14 protein-coding genes are annotated in these 16,475 nt (G+C 58.1%); 11 read left to right on the top strand and 3 right to left on the bottom strand.

Annotation, left to right across the window (positions count from 1 at the left end):
• Window positions 1-32: 32 nt before the first annotated feature.
• Window positions 33-1,340 (bottom strand): urea ABC transporter substrate-binding protein, encoded by a 1,308-nt coding sequence (urtA, locus tag ACWJ62_RS01335; RefSeq protein ID WP_148609135.1) that lies wholly within the window; start codon window positions 1,338-1,340, stop codon window positions 33-35.
• Window positions 1,341-1,683: 343 nt separating this feature from the next.
• Between urtA and atzF the strand changes: the two genes are divergently transcribed.
• From atzF to ACWJ62_RS01300, 7 genes are all read left to right on the top strand, one after another.
• Complete coding sequence (atzF, locus tag ACWJ62_RS01330) at window positions 1,684-3,507, top strand: allophanate hydrolase (protein WP_449284573.1); 1,824 nt, start codon at window positions 1,684-1,686, stop codon at window positions 3,505-3,507.
• A gap of 46 nt (window positions 3,508-3,553) precedes the next feature.
• Window positions 3,554-4,246 carry a GntR family transcriptional regulator gene (locus ACWJ62_RS01325; RefSeq protein ID WP_449284572.1) on the top strand — a complete coding sequence of 231 codons (693 nt, stop codon included), beginning with the start codon at window positions 3,554-3,556 and terminating at the stop codon, window positions 4,244-4,246.
• 474 nt (window positions 4,247-4,720) lie between these two features.
• Window positions 4,721-4,990 carry a ComEA family DNA-binding protein gene (locus ACWJ62_RS01320; RefSeq protein WP_449284571.1) on the top strand — a complete coding sequence of 90 codons (270 nt, stop codon included), beginning with the start codon at window positions 4,721-4,723 and terminating at the stop codon, window positions 4,988-4,990.
• A 154-nt stretch (window positions 4,991-5,144) separates the two neighbouring features.
• Window positions 5,145-5,924, top strand: a complete 780-nt coding sequence (locus tag ACWJ62_RS01315) for a (Fe-S)-binding protein (RefSeq protein ID WP_449284570.1) — start codon at window positions 5,145-5,147, stop codon at window positions 5,922-5,924.
• A complete protein-coding gene (locus ACWJ62_RS01310) occupies window positions 5,921-7,360 on the top strand; it encodes a LutB/LldF family L-lactate oxidation iron-sulfur protein (RefSeq protein ID WP_449284569.1) in 1,440 nt (479 codons plus the stop codon). Before ACWJ62_RS01315 ends, ACWJ62_RS01310 begins: the two co-directional genes overlap by 4 nt.
• Window positions 7,357-8,010, top strand: a complete 654-nt coding sequence (locus ACWJ62_RS01305; protein WP_449284568.1) for a LutC/YkgG family protein — start codon at window positions 7,357-7,359, stop codon at window positions 8,008-8,010. The genes ACWJ62_RS01310 and ACWJ62_RS01305 overlap by 4 nt, the downstream gene beginning before the upstream one ends.
• A complete protein-coding gene (locus ACWJ62_RS01300; RefSeq protein WP_449284567.1) occupies window positions 8,007-8,960 on the top strand; it encodes a DMT family transporter in 954 nt (317 codons plus the stop codon). The genes ACWJ62_RS01305 and ACWJ62_RS01300 overlap by 4 nt, the downstream gene beginning before the upstream one ends.
• A gap of 6 nt (window positions 8,961-8,966) precedes the next feature.
• Here the strand turns inward: ACWJ62_RS01300 and gloA are convergent, their stop codons facing one another.
• Window positions 8,967-9,515, bottom strand: a complete 549-nt coding sequence (gloA, locus tag ACWJ62_RS01295) for a lactoylglutathione lyase (protein ID WP_449284566.1) — start codon at window positions 9,513-9,515, stop codon at window positions 8,967-8,969.
• Between the two features lie 331 nt (window positions 9,516-9,846).
• Window positions 9,847-10,983, bottom strand: a complete 1,137-nt coding sequence (locus ACWJ62_RS01290) for an alkane 1-monooxygenase (RefSeq protein WP_449284565.1) — start codon at window positions 10,981-10,983, stop codon at window positions 9,847-9,849.
• 251 nt (window positions 10,984-11,234) lie between these two features.
• On the opposite strand from ACWJ62_RS01290, the gene ACWJ62_RS01285 reads away from it, so the two are divergent.
• From ACWJ62_RS01285 to ACWJ62_RS01270, 4 genes are all read left to right on the top strand, one after another.
• Complete coding sequence (locus ACWJ62_RS01285; RefSeq protein ID WP_449284564.1) at window positions 11,235-11,894, top strand: GntR family transcriptional regulator; 660 nt, start codon at window positions 11,235-11,237, stop codon at window positions 11,892-11,894.
• 173 nt (window positions 11,895-12,067) lie between these two features.
• Window positions 12,068-13,090, top strand: coding sequence for a DUF6160 family protein (locus ACWJ62_RS01280; RefSeq protein WP_449284563.1), 1,023 nt, complete (start codon window positions 12,068-12,070; stop codon window positions 13,088-13,090).
• A 65-nt stretch (window positions 13,091-13,155) separates the two neighbouring features.
• A complete protein-coding gene (locus ACWJ62_RS01275) occupies window positions 13,156-14,214 on the top strand; it encodes a lysylphosphatidylglycerol synthase transmembrane domain-containing protein (RefSeq protein ID WP_449284562.1) in 1,059 nt (352 codons plus the stop codon).
• Window positions 14,211-16,454 carry a glycosyltransferase gene (locus tag ACWJ62_RS01270; RefSeq protein ID WP_449284561.1) on the top strand — a complete coding sequence of 748 codons (2,244 nt, stop codon included), beginning with the start codon at window positions 14,211-14,213 and terminating at the stop codon, window positions 16,452-16,454. The genes ACWJ62_RS01275 and ACWJ62_RS01270 overlap by 4 nt, the downstream gene beginning before the upstream one ends.
• Window positions 16,455-16,475: the final 21 nt, after the last annotated feature.

Genomic DNA, 16,475 nt, shown 5'->3' with positions numbered 1-16,475 from the left:
CCCGGTTGTCATGGTGCTATACCGTTTCTGCCTTACTCGGCTTCAGCGGCCATTTCGCCCGCAGACGCGCCACAGGTGCCGGTTGCCGTGTTGAAGGTTCCGCAGAACATGGGCTTGCGCCAGTCGGCGATCATGTCCCGTGAACCCGGCAGGTAGTCAGACCAGGCATCGCCGGCAACCAGACCAGAGGTTTCCCAAACCACAGAGAACTGACCGTTGTCCTGGATCTCGCCAATCAATACCGGCTTGGTGATGTGGTGATTTGGCATCATGGCGGCGTAGCCACCAGTGAGGTTCGGCACGGTAACGCCGATGATGGCGTCTTTAACCGCGTCCACGTCGGTGGTACCGGCTTTCTTGACTGCTTCCACGTACATGTTGAAGCCGATGTAGTGGGCTTCCATCGGATCGTTGGTGACCGCTTCTTCGTTGCCGGTGTGCTCAATCCACTGGTCGATGAAGTCGTAGTTGGCGTCGTTGTCCACGCTCATGAAGTAGTTCCAGGCGGCCAGGTGGCCAACCAGCGGGCCGGTGTCGATACCGGAGAGTTCCTGCTCACCCACGGAGAAAGCAACAACCGGGATGTCGGAGGCCGCGATGCCCTGGTTACCCAGTTCACGGTAGAACGGCACGTTGGCGTCGCCATTGATGGTGGAGACAACGGCAGTCTTCTTGCCGGCGGAACCGAAACGCTTGATGTCAGAGACGATGTTCTGCCAATCCGAGTGACCGAACGGCGTGTAGTTGATCATGATGTCTTCCTTGGCCACACCCATGTCCATCAGGTAGGTCTCAAGGATCTTGTTGGTGGTACGCGGGTAAACGTAGTCAGTACCCGCCAGTACCCAGCGCTCGACACCAATTTCATTCATCAGGTAGTTAACCGCAGGAATCGCCTGCTGGTTGGGCGCAGCGCCGGTGTAGAAGACGTTCTCGGAGGATTCCTCACCCTCGTACTGTACCGGGTAAAACAGAAGGCCGTTCAGCTCTTCCACCACCGGCAGTACGGATTTACGGGAAACCGAGGTCCAGTTACCAAAGATCACGTCGACTTTTTCCTGGGCCAGCAGTTCGCGGGCTTTTTCAGCAAACAGCGGCCAGTTGGAAGCCGGGTCTACAACAACCGCTTCCATCTGACGACCGAGCACACCACCTTTGGCGTTCTGTTGCTCGATCAGCATTTCAACGGTGTCTTTCAGAACGGTTTCACTGATCGCCATGGTGCCGGACAGTGAGTGCAGGATGCCCACCTTGATGGGATCTTCCGCTGCAACGGAGTTAAAGGAGATGGACAGTGCGAGTGCAGAGAGGCCAAGTTTCACGTGTTTTTTGAGGTTCATTTCAGGCGTCCTTTTCTTAGTTGGGTATGCAGTTCGTCTTCAAACGCAGCAGGGCCTCTGCATCTGCTGTTCCACACACCTCATATCCCACTAAAAAACAGTAACTTATCTAGTATACAAGGCAGATCATGGAAGCCCGCGCGGCTGAATGCCCCTCCAGAGCGCAGTATTTCTGAGCGTTTTTGGTGCGAGCGCACCCGATCCGGGCAGACCTGACCAGCCTTTTGCCTCAAAAGCACTCATAACTTTATGTTTTCTGGTAACTATCGAGAAAAATCCGCAAATGGCACACGCATTGCCAATTCACATGTATACAAGTTGATCACGCACATGAGGATGACCAATGCCTTCAACGCTCGGATGGACCATCAAGGACTGGCAGGACGCTTACAAGGACGGCGCTACGCCCGAGTCACTGTTGGGTGAGTTGCTGACCCGCCTGGATACAAAAGACGTCGCCTGGATCTCGCTTCTGGACCAGAAGGGGCTGGGTAAGGCACTGGCTGAGCTGGAACAGAACCTCCAGAACGCTGGGGGCGACATAAACAAGCTACCTCTCTACGGCATTCCGTTTGCCGCGAAAGACAACATTGATGCGGCTGGATTTGAGACAACGGCGGCCTGCCCGGCCTTTGCCTACGCCCCGAAAGAAGACGCCACCACCGTGGCCAGACTCAAGGCCGCGGGTGCCGTGGTGATCGGCAAGACCAATCTGGATCAGTTTGCGACCGGTCTGGTGGGCACGCGCTCTCCTTTTGGCGCGGTGCCAAACAGCTTCAAACCGGATGTTGTCAGCGGCGGATCCAGCTCCGGCTCGGCTTCCGTGGTTGCAAGAGGACTGGTGCCTTTTGCCCTGGGTACCGACACCGCCGGTTCCGGCCGTGTGCCTGCCGGGCTGAATAATCTGGTGGGGCTGAAACCGACCAAGGGACTGTTCAGCATTCGCGGCGTGGTACCGGCCTGTCGTTCGTTGGATTGCGTGTCCATTTTTGCACTCACCGTAAACGACGCGGGCCTGGTAGCGGATGTCATGGCCGGCTTCGATGCCGGTGACGCTTTTTCTCGCAGGGCCCCCTATGCGTTGCCCCTGGATGGCCCCGCGCTTCGCCGGCCCGGCCCCATCAAACGACTGGCCATTCCTGAGCACCCCCAATGGTTCGGCGATCAGCAGGCGGAAGCGGCCTGGAATACCGCCATCAGCCAGTGGCGTCAGCAAAACGTGGAACTGATTCCCCTGGACTTCAGCCCCATGCTGGAGTTGGCCGCACTGCTTTACGAAGGCCCCTGGGTGGCCGAACGCCACGCGGCGGTGGATTCTTTCATGGCCAGCCACGGTGATGATATGAATCCGGTGGTGAAAGGCATTATCAGCAAGGCCGGGAATTTCAGCGCCACCGATACCTTCAAGGCCCAGTACCGGAAGGAAGAGCTGCAGCGCCAGATCGACGAACTGCTAGCCGATGTGGATGCCCTGCTGGTGCCCACGGCTCCAACGGCTCCCACCATCGAGGCGGTGAACGCCGACCCGGTCACCCTGAACAGCCAGTTGGGCACTTACACCAACTTCGTGAACCTGGCCGACATGAGTGCGCTGGCCATTCCTGCCGGCTTCCGGGACGATGGTCTGCCTTTCGGCGTTACCCTGATCACCGGCGCATGGAAAGACACTGAACTGCAGCACCTGGCCTGCCAATGGCTGAATTCCCACCCGACATCTCTGGGGGCCACCGATAAAGAGCGCCCGGAGGAAACACCCGGTGCCGAGATTTCCACACCAACCGTCCAGGTGGCGGTCGTAGGCGCCCACCTCAGTGGCATGCCCCTCAATACCCAGCTCAGCGAACGTTATGCGGTTCTGCTGGAGCAAACCACAACCTCTGCCAACTACCGGTTGTTCGCCCTGCCAAACACCACACCGCCGAAACCCGGACTGAAACGGGCGGCCGAGGGCGAAGGCAAGGAAATCATTGTCGAAGTCTGGGAAATGCCGGCCTCGGCCTTTGGCTCCTTTGTGGACCTGATCCCCGCACCCCTGGGCATCGGCAATGTGGAGCTGGTCGATGGCCGATGGGTGAACGGCTTTATCTGCGAGGGCTACGGTTTCGAGGGCGCACAGGACGTAACGGAGTTCGGAGGCTGGCGCGCTTATATCGCCTCCAAAGCCTGAACACCACGGGCACCTCTGGCGCCCAACGAGGGGACACACGGAGCCAATGGCAAACCATAGAAGAAAAGAGTCCGTGGCAGACAGGGTCTATGAGGCCCTGAAAGAGGACATCTTCGAGTTCCGCCTGATCCCCGGCGACCGGTTCAGCGAGGGGGATATCGGAGGCCGCCTGAACGCCAGCCGAACTCCGGTCCGGGAGGCGCTCTACCGTTTGCAGCGGGAGGGCCATGTGGAGGTGCTGTTCCGCAGTGGCTGGCAAGTGAAGCCATTCGATTTCCAGCAGGTCGAGGAACTCTATGACCTGCGCATTACCCTCGAGCGAGCGGCCGTGCACAAGATCTGCAACCTGCCTGAAGAGCCTGCAGCACTGCGAACCCTGGTAGCCCTCTGGAACCCGGACCACCCATCCGAACGCGCGGTGGGCAGCACCGTCAGGATGCTGGATGAGAGCTTTCACTGCGATCTGGTGGCCGCTGCCGGAAACCGGGAGATGACACGAATTCATCGTGAGATCACCGACAGGCTGAGAATTGTGCGGCGCCTGGACTTCAGCCGGGACGAGCGTATTGATGCCACTTACGTGGAGCATGCCGCGATTCTGGAGGCACTGCGCAACGGCCAGGCAAGCGAGGCGGCGGATCGTCTCACCCGTCATATCCGTGCCAGCCAGAAGGCCGTGCGGGAAATCACCATGGAGCGAATCCGCGAGGCGGCTGCCGCCCACCGCAGTGAGCAATAAATTGCCTCTCAGGCCCCGAAAATACTGAACTCAGGTTCATAATTGAACCCGCCGAAACGCTTACAGATTCGTAAGATATATCGCACAAACCATGGAGCGATTCTCCGATAGGTAGGAATTCGATCCACAGTAGAATGATCAGTGTCAGGGATGACAAGCCAGCAAGGAACGTTGGCTCAAGGACGAGGACTTCAGGGAAGAGAACTCCAGGGAAGAGCCCTCCGCGGCTAAGGAGTTGCCCAAAGGATCAGGGCTTACAGGGATGACCACAGGGAAGACGCGCTCAGGATGAGTTGCACGCCTGAAGGAACAGGCAGGGGTCAGCCACGGAATCGGGGATCACAAGGAGTGTGGTCCCGTCCGTGCACTCCCCATCCCCACAGACATTTCTGCTCTCTTCTAACATTTCGCTTCTGCTGCTTTGCGCCCTGGCAACAAACCAACAACGCAAATTAGTCTCAGGAGCTCAAATTCATGAAGCGCACACCGCTTTTCGCGACTCTCGTTCTGCTGTTCAGCCTGGTCACCGGTTTTGCCTACGCCCAGGAAGCCGCTATCAATATCAACACGGCCGATGTGGCTACCCTCGCCAGCCTGAACGGCATTGGCCAGAGCAAGGCCGAGGCCATCGTTGCCTATCGCGAGGCGAATGGTCCTTTTGCGGTTACCGCAGACCTGGCAAATGTGAAAGGCATTGGCGAGCGTACCATCGAGAAAAACGCCCCGCGCTTGACCGTCAAGTAACACCCCGGGCAGTGGCGCGCTGCCACTGCCCTTACCCTCTCCCGCGCCCTTCCCTCCTGGCTCTTTCCGACTGATCAAAAAGTCGTCTGGCAACACCGCGCTCGCCACCCTATTATTGCTGGATAACAATTCAAAAACCGTTGAGCATCCGCACATGGTTGATCCGATCAAGGTTTATCCTGCAAAACCTGCGAAAGTCTATTTCTACGGCACCTGCCTGGTGGACATGTTCTACCCTGATGCGGGCATTGCCGGCGTGGAACTCCTGGAGCGTGAAGGCATTGAGGTGCTGTTTCCGCAGAACCAGACCTGCTGTGGACAGCCAGCCTACACTTCCGGTTATCACGACCAGGCCCGATCAGTAGCCAGAGCCCAGCTCGACCTGTTTCCCGGCGACTGGCCCATTGTGGTGCCGTCCGGCTCCTGTGGCGGCATGATGCGCAAGCACTACCCGGACCTGTTCAAGGACACCACGGAAGAGGTGAAAGCCGCCGAGGTTGCGGGCCGGATCTGGGAGCTGACGGATTTTCTGCTCAACGTCTGCCACATCAAGCTGGAAGATCTGGGCGAGCCCACCACCGTGGCCATGCACACCTCCTGCTCCGCCCGCCGGGAAATGGGCGTGGCCGAAGTGGGGCCCAAGCTGCTTGGCCAGTTGAAAAACGTGAACCTGGTGGAGCAAGTGCGGCCCGAGGAGTGTTGCGGTTTCGGCGGCACCTTTGCAGTCCGCCACCCGGAGATTTCCGGAGCCATGGTGAGCGAGAAAGTGGACGCCCTGGTGGATACCGGCACCAGGCAGTTTGTGACCACCGATTGCGGCTGCCTGATGAACATTGCCGGCTACGCCGAGAAGAATCAAAAGCCTGTTGAGGGCCAGCATATTCTCAGTTTCCTCTGGGCGCGAACCCAGGGCAAAGGGGGGCAGCAGTCATGAGCGAAACAGCCGAGCACACTGGCCATCACATCGACGTAAAAGAGTTTCACCCGCGCGCTCAGGCGGCCATTCACGACCCCAAGATCCGCAAGAACTTCCGCAGCGCGATGGACGGGCTGATGTCCAAGCGCAAGACGGCGTTCGAGGGCTGGGATCTGGAAACCCTCCGGGATTTGGGCGCCAATGTTCGCCTGCGGGCCCTGGCCAATCTGCCTGACTTGCTGGAGCAGCTTGAGAAAAAGCTGACAGAGAACGGCATCAAGGTGCACTGGGCAGTGGATGGCGATGAGGCCTGCCGGATTGTGCGGGATATCTGCAAGGCGCGGGATGCCAAGACGGTGATCAAGGGCAAGTCCATGGTCTCCGAGGAAATTGAGCTGAACCATTACCTGGAGGAACAGGGGATCGAAGCCCTGGAATCAGACCTAGGCGAGTACATTGTGCAGTTGGCGGATGAAACGCCATCGCACATCATCATGCCGGCGATTCACAAGAACACCGGTGAGATCTCCCAGTTATTGCACGACAAAACCGGCACCGATCTCTCCAACGACGTGGAATACCTCACCGCCAGTGCCCGCCTGCAATTGCGGGAAAAGTTCATGAACGCCGATGTGGGCGTGTCCGGGGTTAACTTTGCGGTGGCGGAGACCGGCACCCTGTGCCTGGTGGAAAACGAAGGCAACGGCCGAATGACCACCACGGTGCCAAAGTGCCACATTGCTGTTACCGGCATAGAAAAGGTGGTGCCGAGCATGGAGGACGTCTCTGCCCTGCTCGCCCTGCTGACCCGCTCTGCCACCGGCCAGCACATCACCACTTACTTCAACATGATTTCCGGCCCCCGCAAGGCGGAGGAGCTGGACGGCCCCGAGGAAGTGCATCTGGTGCTGGTGGACAACGGCCGCTCGTCGATTTACCAGGACGACGAACTGCTGGACACCCTGCGCTGCATCCGCTGCGGCGCCTGTATGAACCACTGCCCGGTGTACACCCGCGTGGGCGGCCATGCCTATGGCACGACCTATCCGGGCCCAATCGGCAAGATCCTGATGCCGCATCTGATTGGCCTGGACGAAGGCCGGCATTTGCCCAGCGCCTCCAGCCTGTGTGGTGCCTGTGGCGAGGTCTGTCCGGTGAAGATTCCCATACCCGATCTGTTGGTGCGCCTGCGCCAGGAATCCGTGGATGGTGACAAACTCCATCCGGCCAAGGTCCGTGGCCACGGCGCCAAACGCAGCTCCATGGAAGCGATGATCTGGAAGGGCTGGGCCTGGATGCATGCCAGCCCAGGCATCTACCGTTTCGGCACCGGTGCCGCCAGCAAATTCAGGGCCTTGCAACCGTCGAAAGCCGGCGCCTGGACTGATTACCGCACGGCGCCCAAACTGGCGGCCAAAACTCTGCACCAGCGGATGAAGGAGCGTGGCCAATGAGTTCCCGGGAAACGATTCTCCAGCGTCTGCGCAACAGAACCGGCGGTGAACTGACGGTGCCGGAGTGCGACTTTTCTGTTCTGGTACGGGATGACTGGTCGACAAAGGAGCGTATTGAGCGGTTCGAGAAGATGATCGAGTCGGTTCACGGTGAAGTGCACCACTGCACCGAAGACATGTGGATGGACCGCCTGGCCGAATTGCTGAACACCCGCGGTGCCAGGAATCTTCTGATTCCAAAGCAGCACGAAATCGGCCAGGCCCTACGCGATGCCGGCCGTGACGATCTGCCGGAACTTCTGATTTACGACGAGCCGATCGAAAGCTGGCAGGCCCACCTCTTCAACGAAGTGGACGCCAGCATTACGTCCACACGTGGCGGTATTGCCGAGACTGGCTCTCTGATCCTGTGGCCAAACAATGATGAGCCAAGGCTCATGAGCCTGGTGCCGCCAGTGCACATTGCCGTTCTCAAGGCCTCGGAACTCTTCACAACCTTCCATGAAGCCATGAACGCCCAGAACTGGGCCGCTGGCATGCCGACCAATGCCCTGCTAATCTCAGGCCCTTCCAAAACCGCCGACATCGAGCAAACCCTTGCCTACGGTGTTCACGGCCCTAAAGAGCTGATTGTGTTGATTATTGAATGATCCAAGGCGCCCTGTTGATCGCCCTGGCAGCCCTGCTATGGGCGACCACGGGTATTGTTGCGAAGTTTCTGTTTACCGGTACCGACCTTCAGGCCATTACGCTGGGTTTTCTGAGGCTGGCGGTGGCCTTGCCGTTTTTCTGGTTGCTGATGCGGCGGGAGCAGGTTCGCCTTGAGCGCGCCAATCCGGGCGCCGAAGTCCCCGGTAGTTCGCTTCGAAGCCTCACCCGAAAGACCCTGATACCGCTGGCAGCGCTTGGCCTGTTTCAGGCGTTTTACCAGGGTAGCTACCTTCTCGCTGTAGACCTTACCGGGGCCGGCATTGCCACCCTGATCGCGCTCTGTCTGCCCCCGGTGCTGGTGGCGATTCTCGCAGCGCCCTTGCTGGGAGAGAAACCTGGCCTGCTCACGGTATTGTCTTTGATCGCCGCCATTGTGGGCACGGCGATGCTGGTCCTGAGCGATATGGACACCAGCGGCACCCTTCGGCTCGCTGGCATCCTGGTGGCGTTACTGGCTGCCTGTGTGTACACCGGCTTCACGCTCACCAGTCGCTACAGTTCCGCCGGCACACCGGTGTTTACCACGGCGTTTATCTGTTTCTTTACGGCGGCGTTGATTCTGTTGCCGGTAGTGGCTTTGAGCGGCGGATTCGAGGGGCTGGAAAGCCTGGAGTTCGGGCACTGGCTGATGGTGGTTTATGTTGGCGTGGTGCCGACCTGCATCGGTTATGTGTGTTTCTTCAGCGGCATGAAGACCACACCGGCGACGCTCTCCAGCATCATCGTAACGCTGGAGCCGCTGTTTGTAGCTCTACTGGCCTGGGTGTTTCTGGAGGAGATTCTGGGGCCGATTGGTATTGCCGGGGCCTTGATACTGACCGCAGCGGTGGTCGTGGCTTCCCGCTACGGTCGTAAACCGGCAGCCGGCCAGGAGGCCGGCGCGGAATAACGCACCTCAGTCGTCTTTGCGGTTCTTCTCAAGCATGTCCGGCTGCAGGATTTCGATCCAGTAGCCGTCCGGGTCCTTGATAAAGGCCAGGCCTTTCATCTTGCCGTCGTCCGGCTTTTTCACGAAATCCACACCAAGCTTTTCAAAGCGGTCGCAGGCGGCGTAGACGTCCGGCACGGCAACACCGATGTGGCCGAAGCCCTGGGGTTCGTCGTTACCGTTGTGGTAGCCGAAGTCGTTGTCGTCTTCGGTGCCCCAGTTGTGGGTCAGCTCAAGCATGGCTTCACGGCCGAATGTAAAGGTGGTGCGGTGGGCGTCGTCCTGCGGCACCAGGCCTGCCTGACGGTCATCGAGGTAACCCAGGAAGTACAGGGTGAACTTCATTTCGGGGAAGTCCAGCTTGCGAACCAGGCGCATGCCCATCACTCGGGTGTAGAAGTCCATGGAGCGCTCGGGTTCCTTGATGCGCATCATGGTCTGGTTGAACACATAACCTTCGGTTTCGGGAACGGATTCTTCGTGGAGGCCAGGGGCCTGTTCGAAATGCTTGGGCATGTTGGTTTTCCCTTTTTTTCGCAGGATTTAACCATTATACCTGTGTGCGTTTCAGGGGGATTTCAAGGGCGTGAAAAAAGACCCCGGGGCCAGAGACGAACCGCCGGGGTCTTGAGGGCCGGTTTTTTAGGCCGGCGTTTCTTCAGAGACGCTCTGAAGTCTGGGGGCCTTTGGAGTTAGGCCGATCTGAACTTTGGGGGCTGGCGGGGGTGTGAGGGGTCTATTTCTTTCGGGAAGCCGAACTCGCTTTGCTCAGACAGTCGTTTCCCTGCAGAAATAGCCCCCTCACACCCCTGCCGACCGGACTTTTGAGTCAGCTTGCCTTTTCGAGCTAGACCAACTGGTGTTCCTCTCCTTGGTAATAGTCTTCCACTCTTGGGTTCATTACCCGCCGCCAGAGTGGGGGGAACATCGCCAGAACGATCATTGCGGAGTAGCCGGCTGGTAGCTGGGGGGCTACGTCGTGGTGGCGGAGGATCTGGTAGCGGCGCTTGGCCCAGGCGTGGTGGTCGCTGTGGCGTTGGAGGTGGAACAGGAAGACGTTGGTGAGGAAGTAGTTGCTGTTCCAGCTGTGTTCCGGACCGGTGCGCTCATAGCGGCCGTTTTCGAGTTTGCGGCGGTGGAGGCCGTAGTGTTCGAGGTAGTTGACGATTTCCAGCAAGGTTAAGGCGATGAAGCTCTGACCCAGGAAGAAGATGGCGCCAAGCCAGCCGAAGGCTATGGTGAAGGCCGTGAGTACCAGGGCGCTGATGCTGTACCACCAGATCAGTTCGTTGCGCCAGTTGAGGGCTTTATGGCCTTTGCGCTGCAGGCGTTCGGCTTCCAGTTTCCAGGCGTTCAGGAAGTTGCGTACGTAGGCCTGGGGCAGGAAGTTGTAGAGGGACTGGTTGTAGCGTGATGAGGAGGCGTCTTCGGGGGTGGAGACGTGAACGTGGTGGCCGCGCAGGTGTTCGACTTTGAAGCCGGCGTAGCAAACCAGTGACAACAGGAAGCCGCCAGCCCGGGTTTCGAGTTTTTCGTCTTTGTGGATGAGTTCGTGGGCGACGTTGATGCCAAGGCCGCCCACGATGCCGATGGAGACGATCCAGCCAATACTCCCCACCAGACTGAATGTGCCGGAAGCCAGTTCCAGCATGCCCCATACCAGCAAGGACGCAAAACCGGCGACCCAGCCAAGCGTGATGGCTTTATAAAAACGCTCGCCGACCATTCGTGGCACGTCGGCTTCTTCGTCCGGGTTCAATGAATCCTTGCCCAGCAACATGTCCAGCACCGGAATGATCCCGAAGACAAAGACCGGGACGCCCCAGGAAAACAGGTTTACCAGATCGGTCGCGTGGCCGGCGGCCAGCAGCAGAGGCGGGAGTACCAGGGGAACCATGGCTATCAGGTAGCTGTACTTCTTCAGAGTCAGCAATATCCGCCGGCGGGTGGCTTCGCGATCTACCGATAACTGCGTTGTGCTCATTGGGCTCTCTCCATCGAATGCGTGTTGGTGAAACTCTGATCACCTGTTGTTTTCTGCATTATTGTCCTACAATACATCAGTCGTCAACCGCTTGAAGGGAGTTTTTTGACCATTGTCAGGAATCCTCGGCGGATCAAGGCGTTGTGACTGTCAGACTCAGAGGCTGTGATAAACTCATGCGCACTCATTCCCAAGCCGGCCGGATTACCGCAGCTGCCGACCGGTTTTTACGACCTGTTCAGAGAGCCTTTATGGATTTTCAGGTGCCTAACACTCTGGCCGAGCAGATTGCCAACTACCTGGCAGAGCGGATCATGACCGGGCAGATTCGCCCGGGTGAGCGGATTCAGGAGGCTACACTGGCCGGCGAACTGAAGGTGAGCCGGGCGTCGGTGAAGGAAGCCCTGTATACCCTGGAGCGCTGGCATCTGGTGGAGATCACGCCCCGAAAAGGCGCCTCTGCAACCCGCCTGGACGCGGCCCATGCTTCCGAGCTTTATGATGTGTATATGCATTTGTTGATGATGATGGCCGCTCGCCTGTGTGAGCGCTGGCAGGAACGCGACAAGCCTCTGGTGCTTGGGGCGGTGAGCAAAGTTGTTGAAAAGATTAACGACGGCTCTGCCGACATCTCCGGGGTGGTTGAGGCGAGTTTTAATGTGATGGATGCCTGCTGTGAGGTTGTGGGTAATCCTTATCTCACGGAGGCGCTTTCGAATTTCAAGCCGGCGGTCAGTCGGGCCTATTACCTGAGCGCTGATCGGTATCGGCGGGGTCTGGCGCAGACCAGTGAGTTTTTTGCCAATCTGCCGCAGGCGGTGCTGGCGAGGGATTCGGTCAAGGCGCAGGCGCTGATCCGGGAGTTTGCGGAGCACCAGAAATCCCTTATCCAGCAAGCGCTGGCTTCATAGCTTTTCGATACCTCGATTGTGACAGAGAGCACGGATCTGGATGCTTTCGCCCTCTATCGTAACAGTCTGTAACAAACCAAAGTTTTTGCTGCATAGGTTGTGCTGTCCCCCTGCGGCCCGGGGAGTGTTTAACGCTCCCCGCTAAAACAATAAACCAGACTTTTGGGGCCACCATGACTCAGTCACTTGCCTGTCGTCGAAACACCACATCTTCCGCTCTCTCGCTCTGGGTGCTCGCCCTCTCGCTCCCATTGCCAGCGATGGCGGAGTTCAGGCCGTTGGATGATGGCACGTTGTCCGGTGTTACCGGTCAGGCGGGGGTAACGATTGAGCTGGAGACCAAGCTCGGCATTGATCGGTTCAGCTGGATTGATGAGGGTTCTTTGAATGTGAACGGGCTGAGGTTATCCGGGCAGAACGATACGGTGCTGGATAACATGAAGCTGACGATCGATATTGCCGGCGATGGGGAGGTGCTGGAGCACGGGTTTTCGGAGATTGCCCGGCGGGCCGATGCGCGGTTGTTGGACCCAACCAATCCGGATGTGGCCGATGCTCTGGCGAAGTATTCCGTCGCGGGCTCTTTTGGCAAGCAGTTCAATAGCGGTGACCTGGTGATGCATCTGGGGGCGACGGATTATGGTGATCCGACCAGCCTGGATGATTATCTGCAAGCGGTGGATTTTGAGCTGGCGGTAGACAGTGTGACCACTTCCGGCAGCGAGGGTTCGGCGACGCTGTTCTCGGATATTTTGCTGCAAGGTCACATCGGGCCGACGGATCTGGTGATTCGTAACGGGGGCAGTTCCACTCGCACTCTGGCGAACGGCAACGAGGTGTCCGGCTCTGAGCTGCAGGTGGACACCCATTTCGAGATCACCAACGGCAGTCTGAACTGGGATGCGGCGGATGTGATTCTACTGTTCAACTTTGCCGCGGTCGGTATTGAAGGACTTCAGATTCATAATCGGCGCGGCGATGACACGCTGGGCCATTTCGGTATGGCCAGTGCCACTGCAAAGCTGTCCAGGGGCACCAGTGCCGCTTCGGGCAACGAAGGGCTTTCGGTGCACGATGTTGAGTTCCGGGCGGATATTGATATGCCGGTCTTCAAGATGGGCGGCACCAGTATCGGCAGTGTTCAGTTCACGGACTTCGCCATTACCAACACCACCATGATGGTGTATGGCCACTAGCCCGACACTGGACACCGACCACACCCTACCCTGTAAACTGCCCGTCTCACTCTGACGGGCAGCCCATGACTGACTCCACTGAAATCAGCTACTCAAAGCGCGCTTCGGGAAAAAGACTGGCGATGTTCAGTCTGTTGTTTCTGGCGCTTACCGCTGCCGGGCTGTATACCGTTTACCATCTGTTCGCCGAACGCACCCTTACCTTCGATGCCAGGCTGATCGCGCCGGGAACCCTGTTATCGGTGGCTGGCCTGTTGCTGGTCTATTTCCTCTCGGATGGCCTTCGGCTCTATTTTACCCTGAGGGCGCTGGGTCACCGGCTACCACTACCGGCGATGTTCAGGCTGGTATTTATCAATCTGTTTTTCTCCAACATCACGCCCATGGCTACGGGAGGCGGTTTCGCTCAGATCTGGTTCCTGAGCCAGCAAGGCGTCCCGGTTGGCAGGGCCACAGCAGCAACAACGATTCGAACGGTACTCGCGGTGCTGTTCATTTTCTCGCTGACGCCGGTGTTCCTGCTCACGCTCAAGCCCCTGGACGGCAATTCGATTGTCGGTGATATCGGTACCGCGCTGGCACTGCTGATTGTGCTTTACCTTGGTTTTTTCCTGGTGCTGCTGTTCCGGACCCGCTGGCTGATCGGCCCGTTGACCCGATTGCTGAGCGCCGCACGCCGGCTTCACCTGATTAGCGAACGCCGCCATCAACGCTGGCAGTTCAAGGCGCGCAGGGAGATGCTGCGGCTTTCCCGGAGTTTTGGCGATTACCTGCGCGGCGCCCCGGTATTCGTGTGGCTGTCGATTCTGTTCACTGCGGTATTTCTGCTCAGTTTGTTCAGCTTCCCGGCGCTGCTGATGCACAGTCTGGACTACAGTGTTGACTATGTGATGTCGGTGGGGCTGCTCGTCGTTACCACCTTCGTTATGTATTTCTCGCCCACCCCAGGTGCTTCCGGTATTTCCGAGGGTGTTTTCGGGAGTTTCTTCCGGGATATCCTCTCGGGTAACCACCTGATACTGGTCATTGTCTGCTGGCGGCTGTTGACCATTTACCTGGGCATGATTATCGGGCTGGTTGTGCTCCAGAGGGAGCTTGTGGCCAATCGCAGGAGAACAGGATGATTTTCCGCAACCCACTCAAGCTTCTGTTCTATCTGTGCTTGTTGGTCGTGCTTCTGCTGGTCGGCTACAAAACCTATTTGAATCTGTTCACTGAGGATTTCGAAGGCGTTCATACCGAGCAGGTAGAACAGCTTCATCGTCAGCTTGAACCCGGCGAGCCGTTCAGCTTTGCGGTGGTGGGTAACATCAACAACTCGGTGGGCATCTTCGAGGACCGCATCATTCCGGAACTGAATCGCTCCGGGCTCGATTTTCTGGTTTCAGCCGGGAATGCGGTCAGCGGCGGCGGAGAAGACAAATATCGGGCGCTGTACGGCACACTGAGCCATCTGGACATTCCCTATCTGCTTACCTTTGGCGCCCACGAGTACGAGGATTTTGGCAGTTTCCGTTTCTACGATCACTTCGGCCCGCACTTCTTCAGTATCGAAGCGGGCAATAGCCGGCTGATCTTCCTGGACAGCACCGGAAAAACGCCCTGGCGCTGGCAGATCCGCTGGCTGAAAGATCTGTTGGCCCAGGACACCTCGAAGGTCCGAATCCTGTTCATTGGCCACCCGCCCCTGCACCCGGACGAGAATGCCCCGTTCGACCAGCAGGATGATTACCTGGCACCGCCCGAGTTCCGGGACGCCCTGCTCCAGGCAATCGAAGAGCATGACGTTGACCGGGTATTTTCCGCCAATCTTTCACTCTATTCAGAAGAGCAGGTAGGAGACACTACCTTTGTCACCACAGGCGGCGCCGGTGGCCTGGTGATGAACAATGACACCAGCTTCTACCACTACGTGCAGGTGAATGTGGATGCCGACGGCAAGGTAAGCCATAACCTTCAGCGCCTGGAGGTAGGACAGCACCCGGTTCTGAAGCGCCTGGAAAGCCTCTGGTTCTTTATCTACTCCCTGTTCTACACCGGTTACCTCAACTTTATTCTGATCGTTGCTGTGTTTGCGGCCATTGCCATCAAACTGTACGGCGCCATTTTCATCGGCAAGGATTATTACCCGGACTACGATCTGGACCCGGCCCCCTGGCTTGAAAAACCGATGCGGGTGGCCATGTTCACCAATAACTACCTGCCCTTTATTGGTGGGGTACCAATTTCGATTGAACGCCTGCGGCTCGGTCTGGAAGCGCTCGGCGACAACTTGCTTGTGGTGGCGCCTCGTTACAAGGGCCAGCCGGAAACTGAACCCCACGTGCTGCGAGTGCCCTCATTGCTGGCCATGGGCGAGAAGCGGGAATTCCGGCTGGCCAACATCTTCCTCGGCCGGATTCGCAAGCGGGTCCGGGCTTTCAAGCCGGATATCATCCATCTGCATCACCCGTTCTGGCTGGGTTCGCTGGGGTTGTTCGTTGCGCGTACCCTCAGGGTACCGGCCATCTACACCTACCATACGCGCCTTGAGCACTACGCCCACTTTGTGCCCCTGCCGGGCATGCTGTTCCGGAACCTGATTTCTCACGCCCTCATCAAGCGCTTTGCCAACAAGTGCGACGGGGTGATCGTGCCCACCTACTCCACCGAGGAATATCTGCGCATAATCGGGGTAAAAACACCGACATTTGTGCAGCCCACGGGGATCGAATACCAGAAGTTCCAGCAGGTCCAGCCAGAAGACATCAAGGAACTACGGGACCAGTTGGAACTGAAGGACGAAAAAGTGTTCGTCAGCGTTTCCCGGCTATCGAACGAGAAAAACATCGACTTCATGATCGAAGCGATTGATGCCCTGAAGCGGGAAACCGATGTGCCGTTCCGGTTCCTGATGATCGGCGATGGCCACCAGAAAGACCGTATGCAGAAGAAGATTGAAGACCTCGGGCTTCAGCAACACTTCACCCTGGTCGGCGCCGTGCCACCGGACGAGATGGCAACCTGGTACCGGCTCGGCGATGCTTTCCTTTTCGCGTCCAAGTCAGAGACCCAGGGCATGGTGATTCTCGAAGCCATGGCCGCCGGTCTGCCGGTCGTAGCGGTTCGCTCCAGTGGCATTGAAGACGTGGTCCGACACGGGTTCAACGGCTTCAAGACGCCGGAAAAACAGGACCAGTGGCGGGCGCAGGTCAAAAAGCTGCTGGAAGACGATGAGCTACGCGAGACACTTTCCGAACAGGCTCTGGAGTTCGCCAAAGACTACTCGGTTGAGCAGTTCGCCACTGACGTTCGCACCATTTACGCCACCACACTCGCCATGGCCGCGAAGAAACGAAAAGGCTCGATAATCCACCCTGAATAGGCAGGATTACAGTTTTCCGAG

The sequence above is a fragment of the Marinobacter sp. PE14 genome (assembly GCF_053566155.1).
Note: the sequence above shows the minus strand (reverse complement) of the source record. Positions and strands in the feature narration are given on the sequence as shown.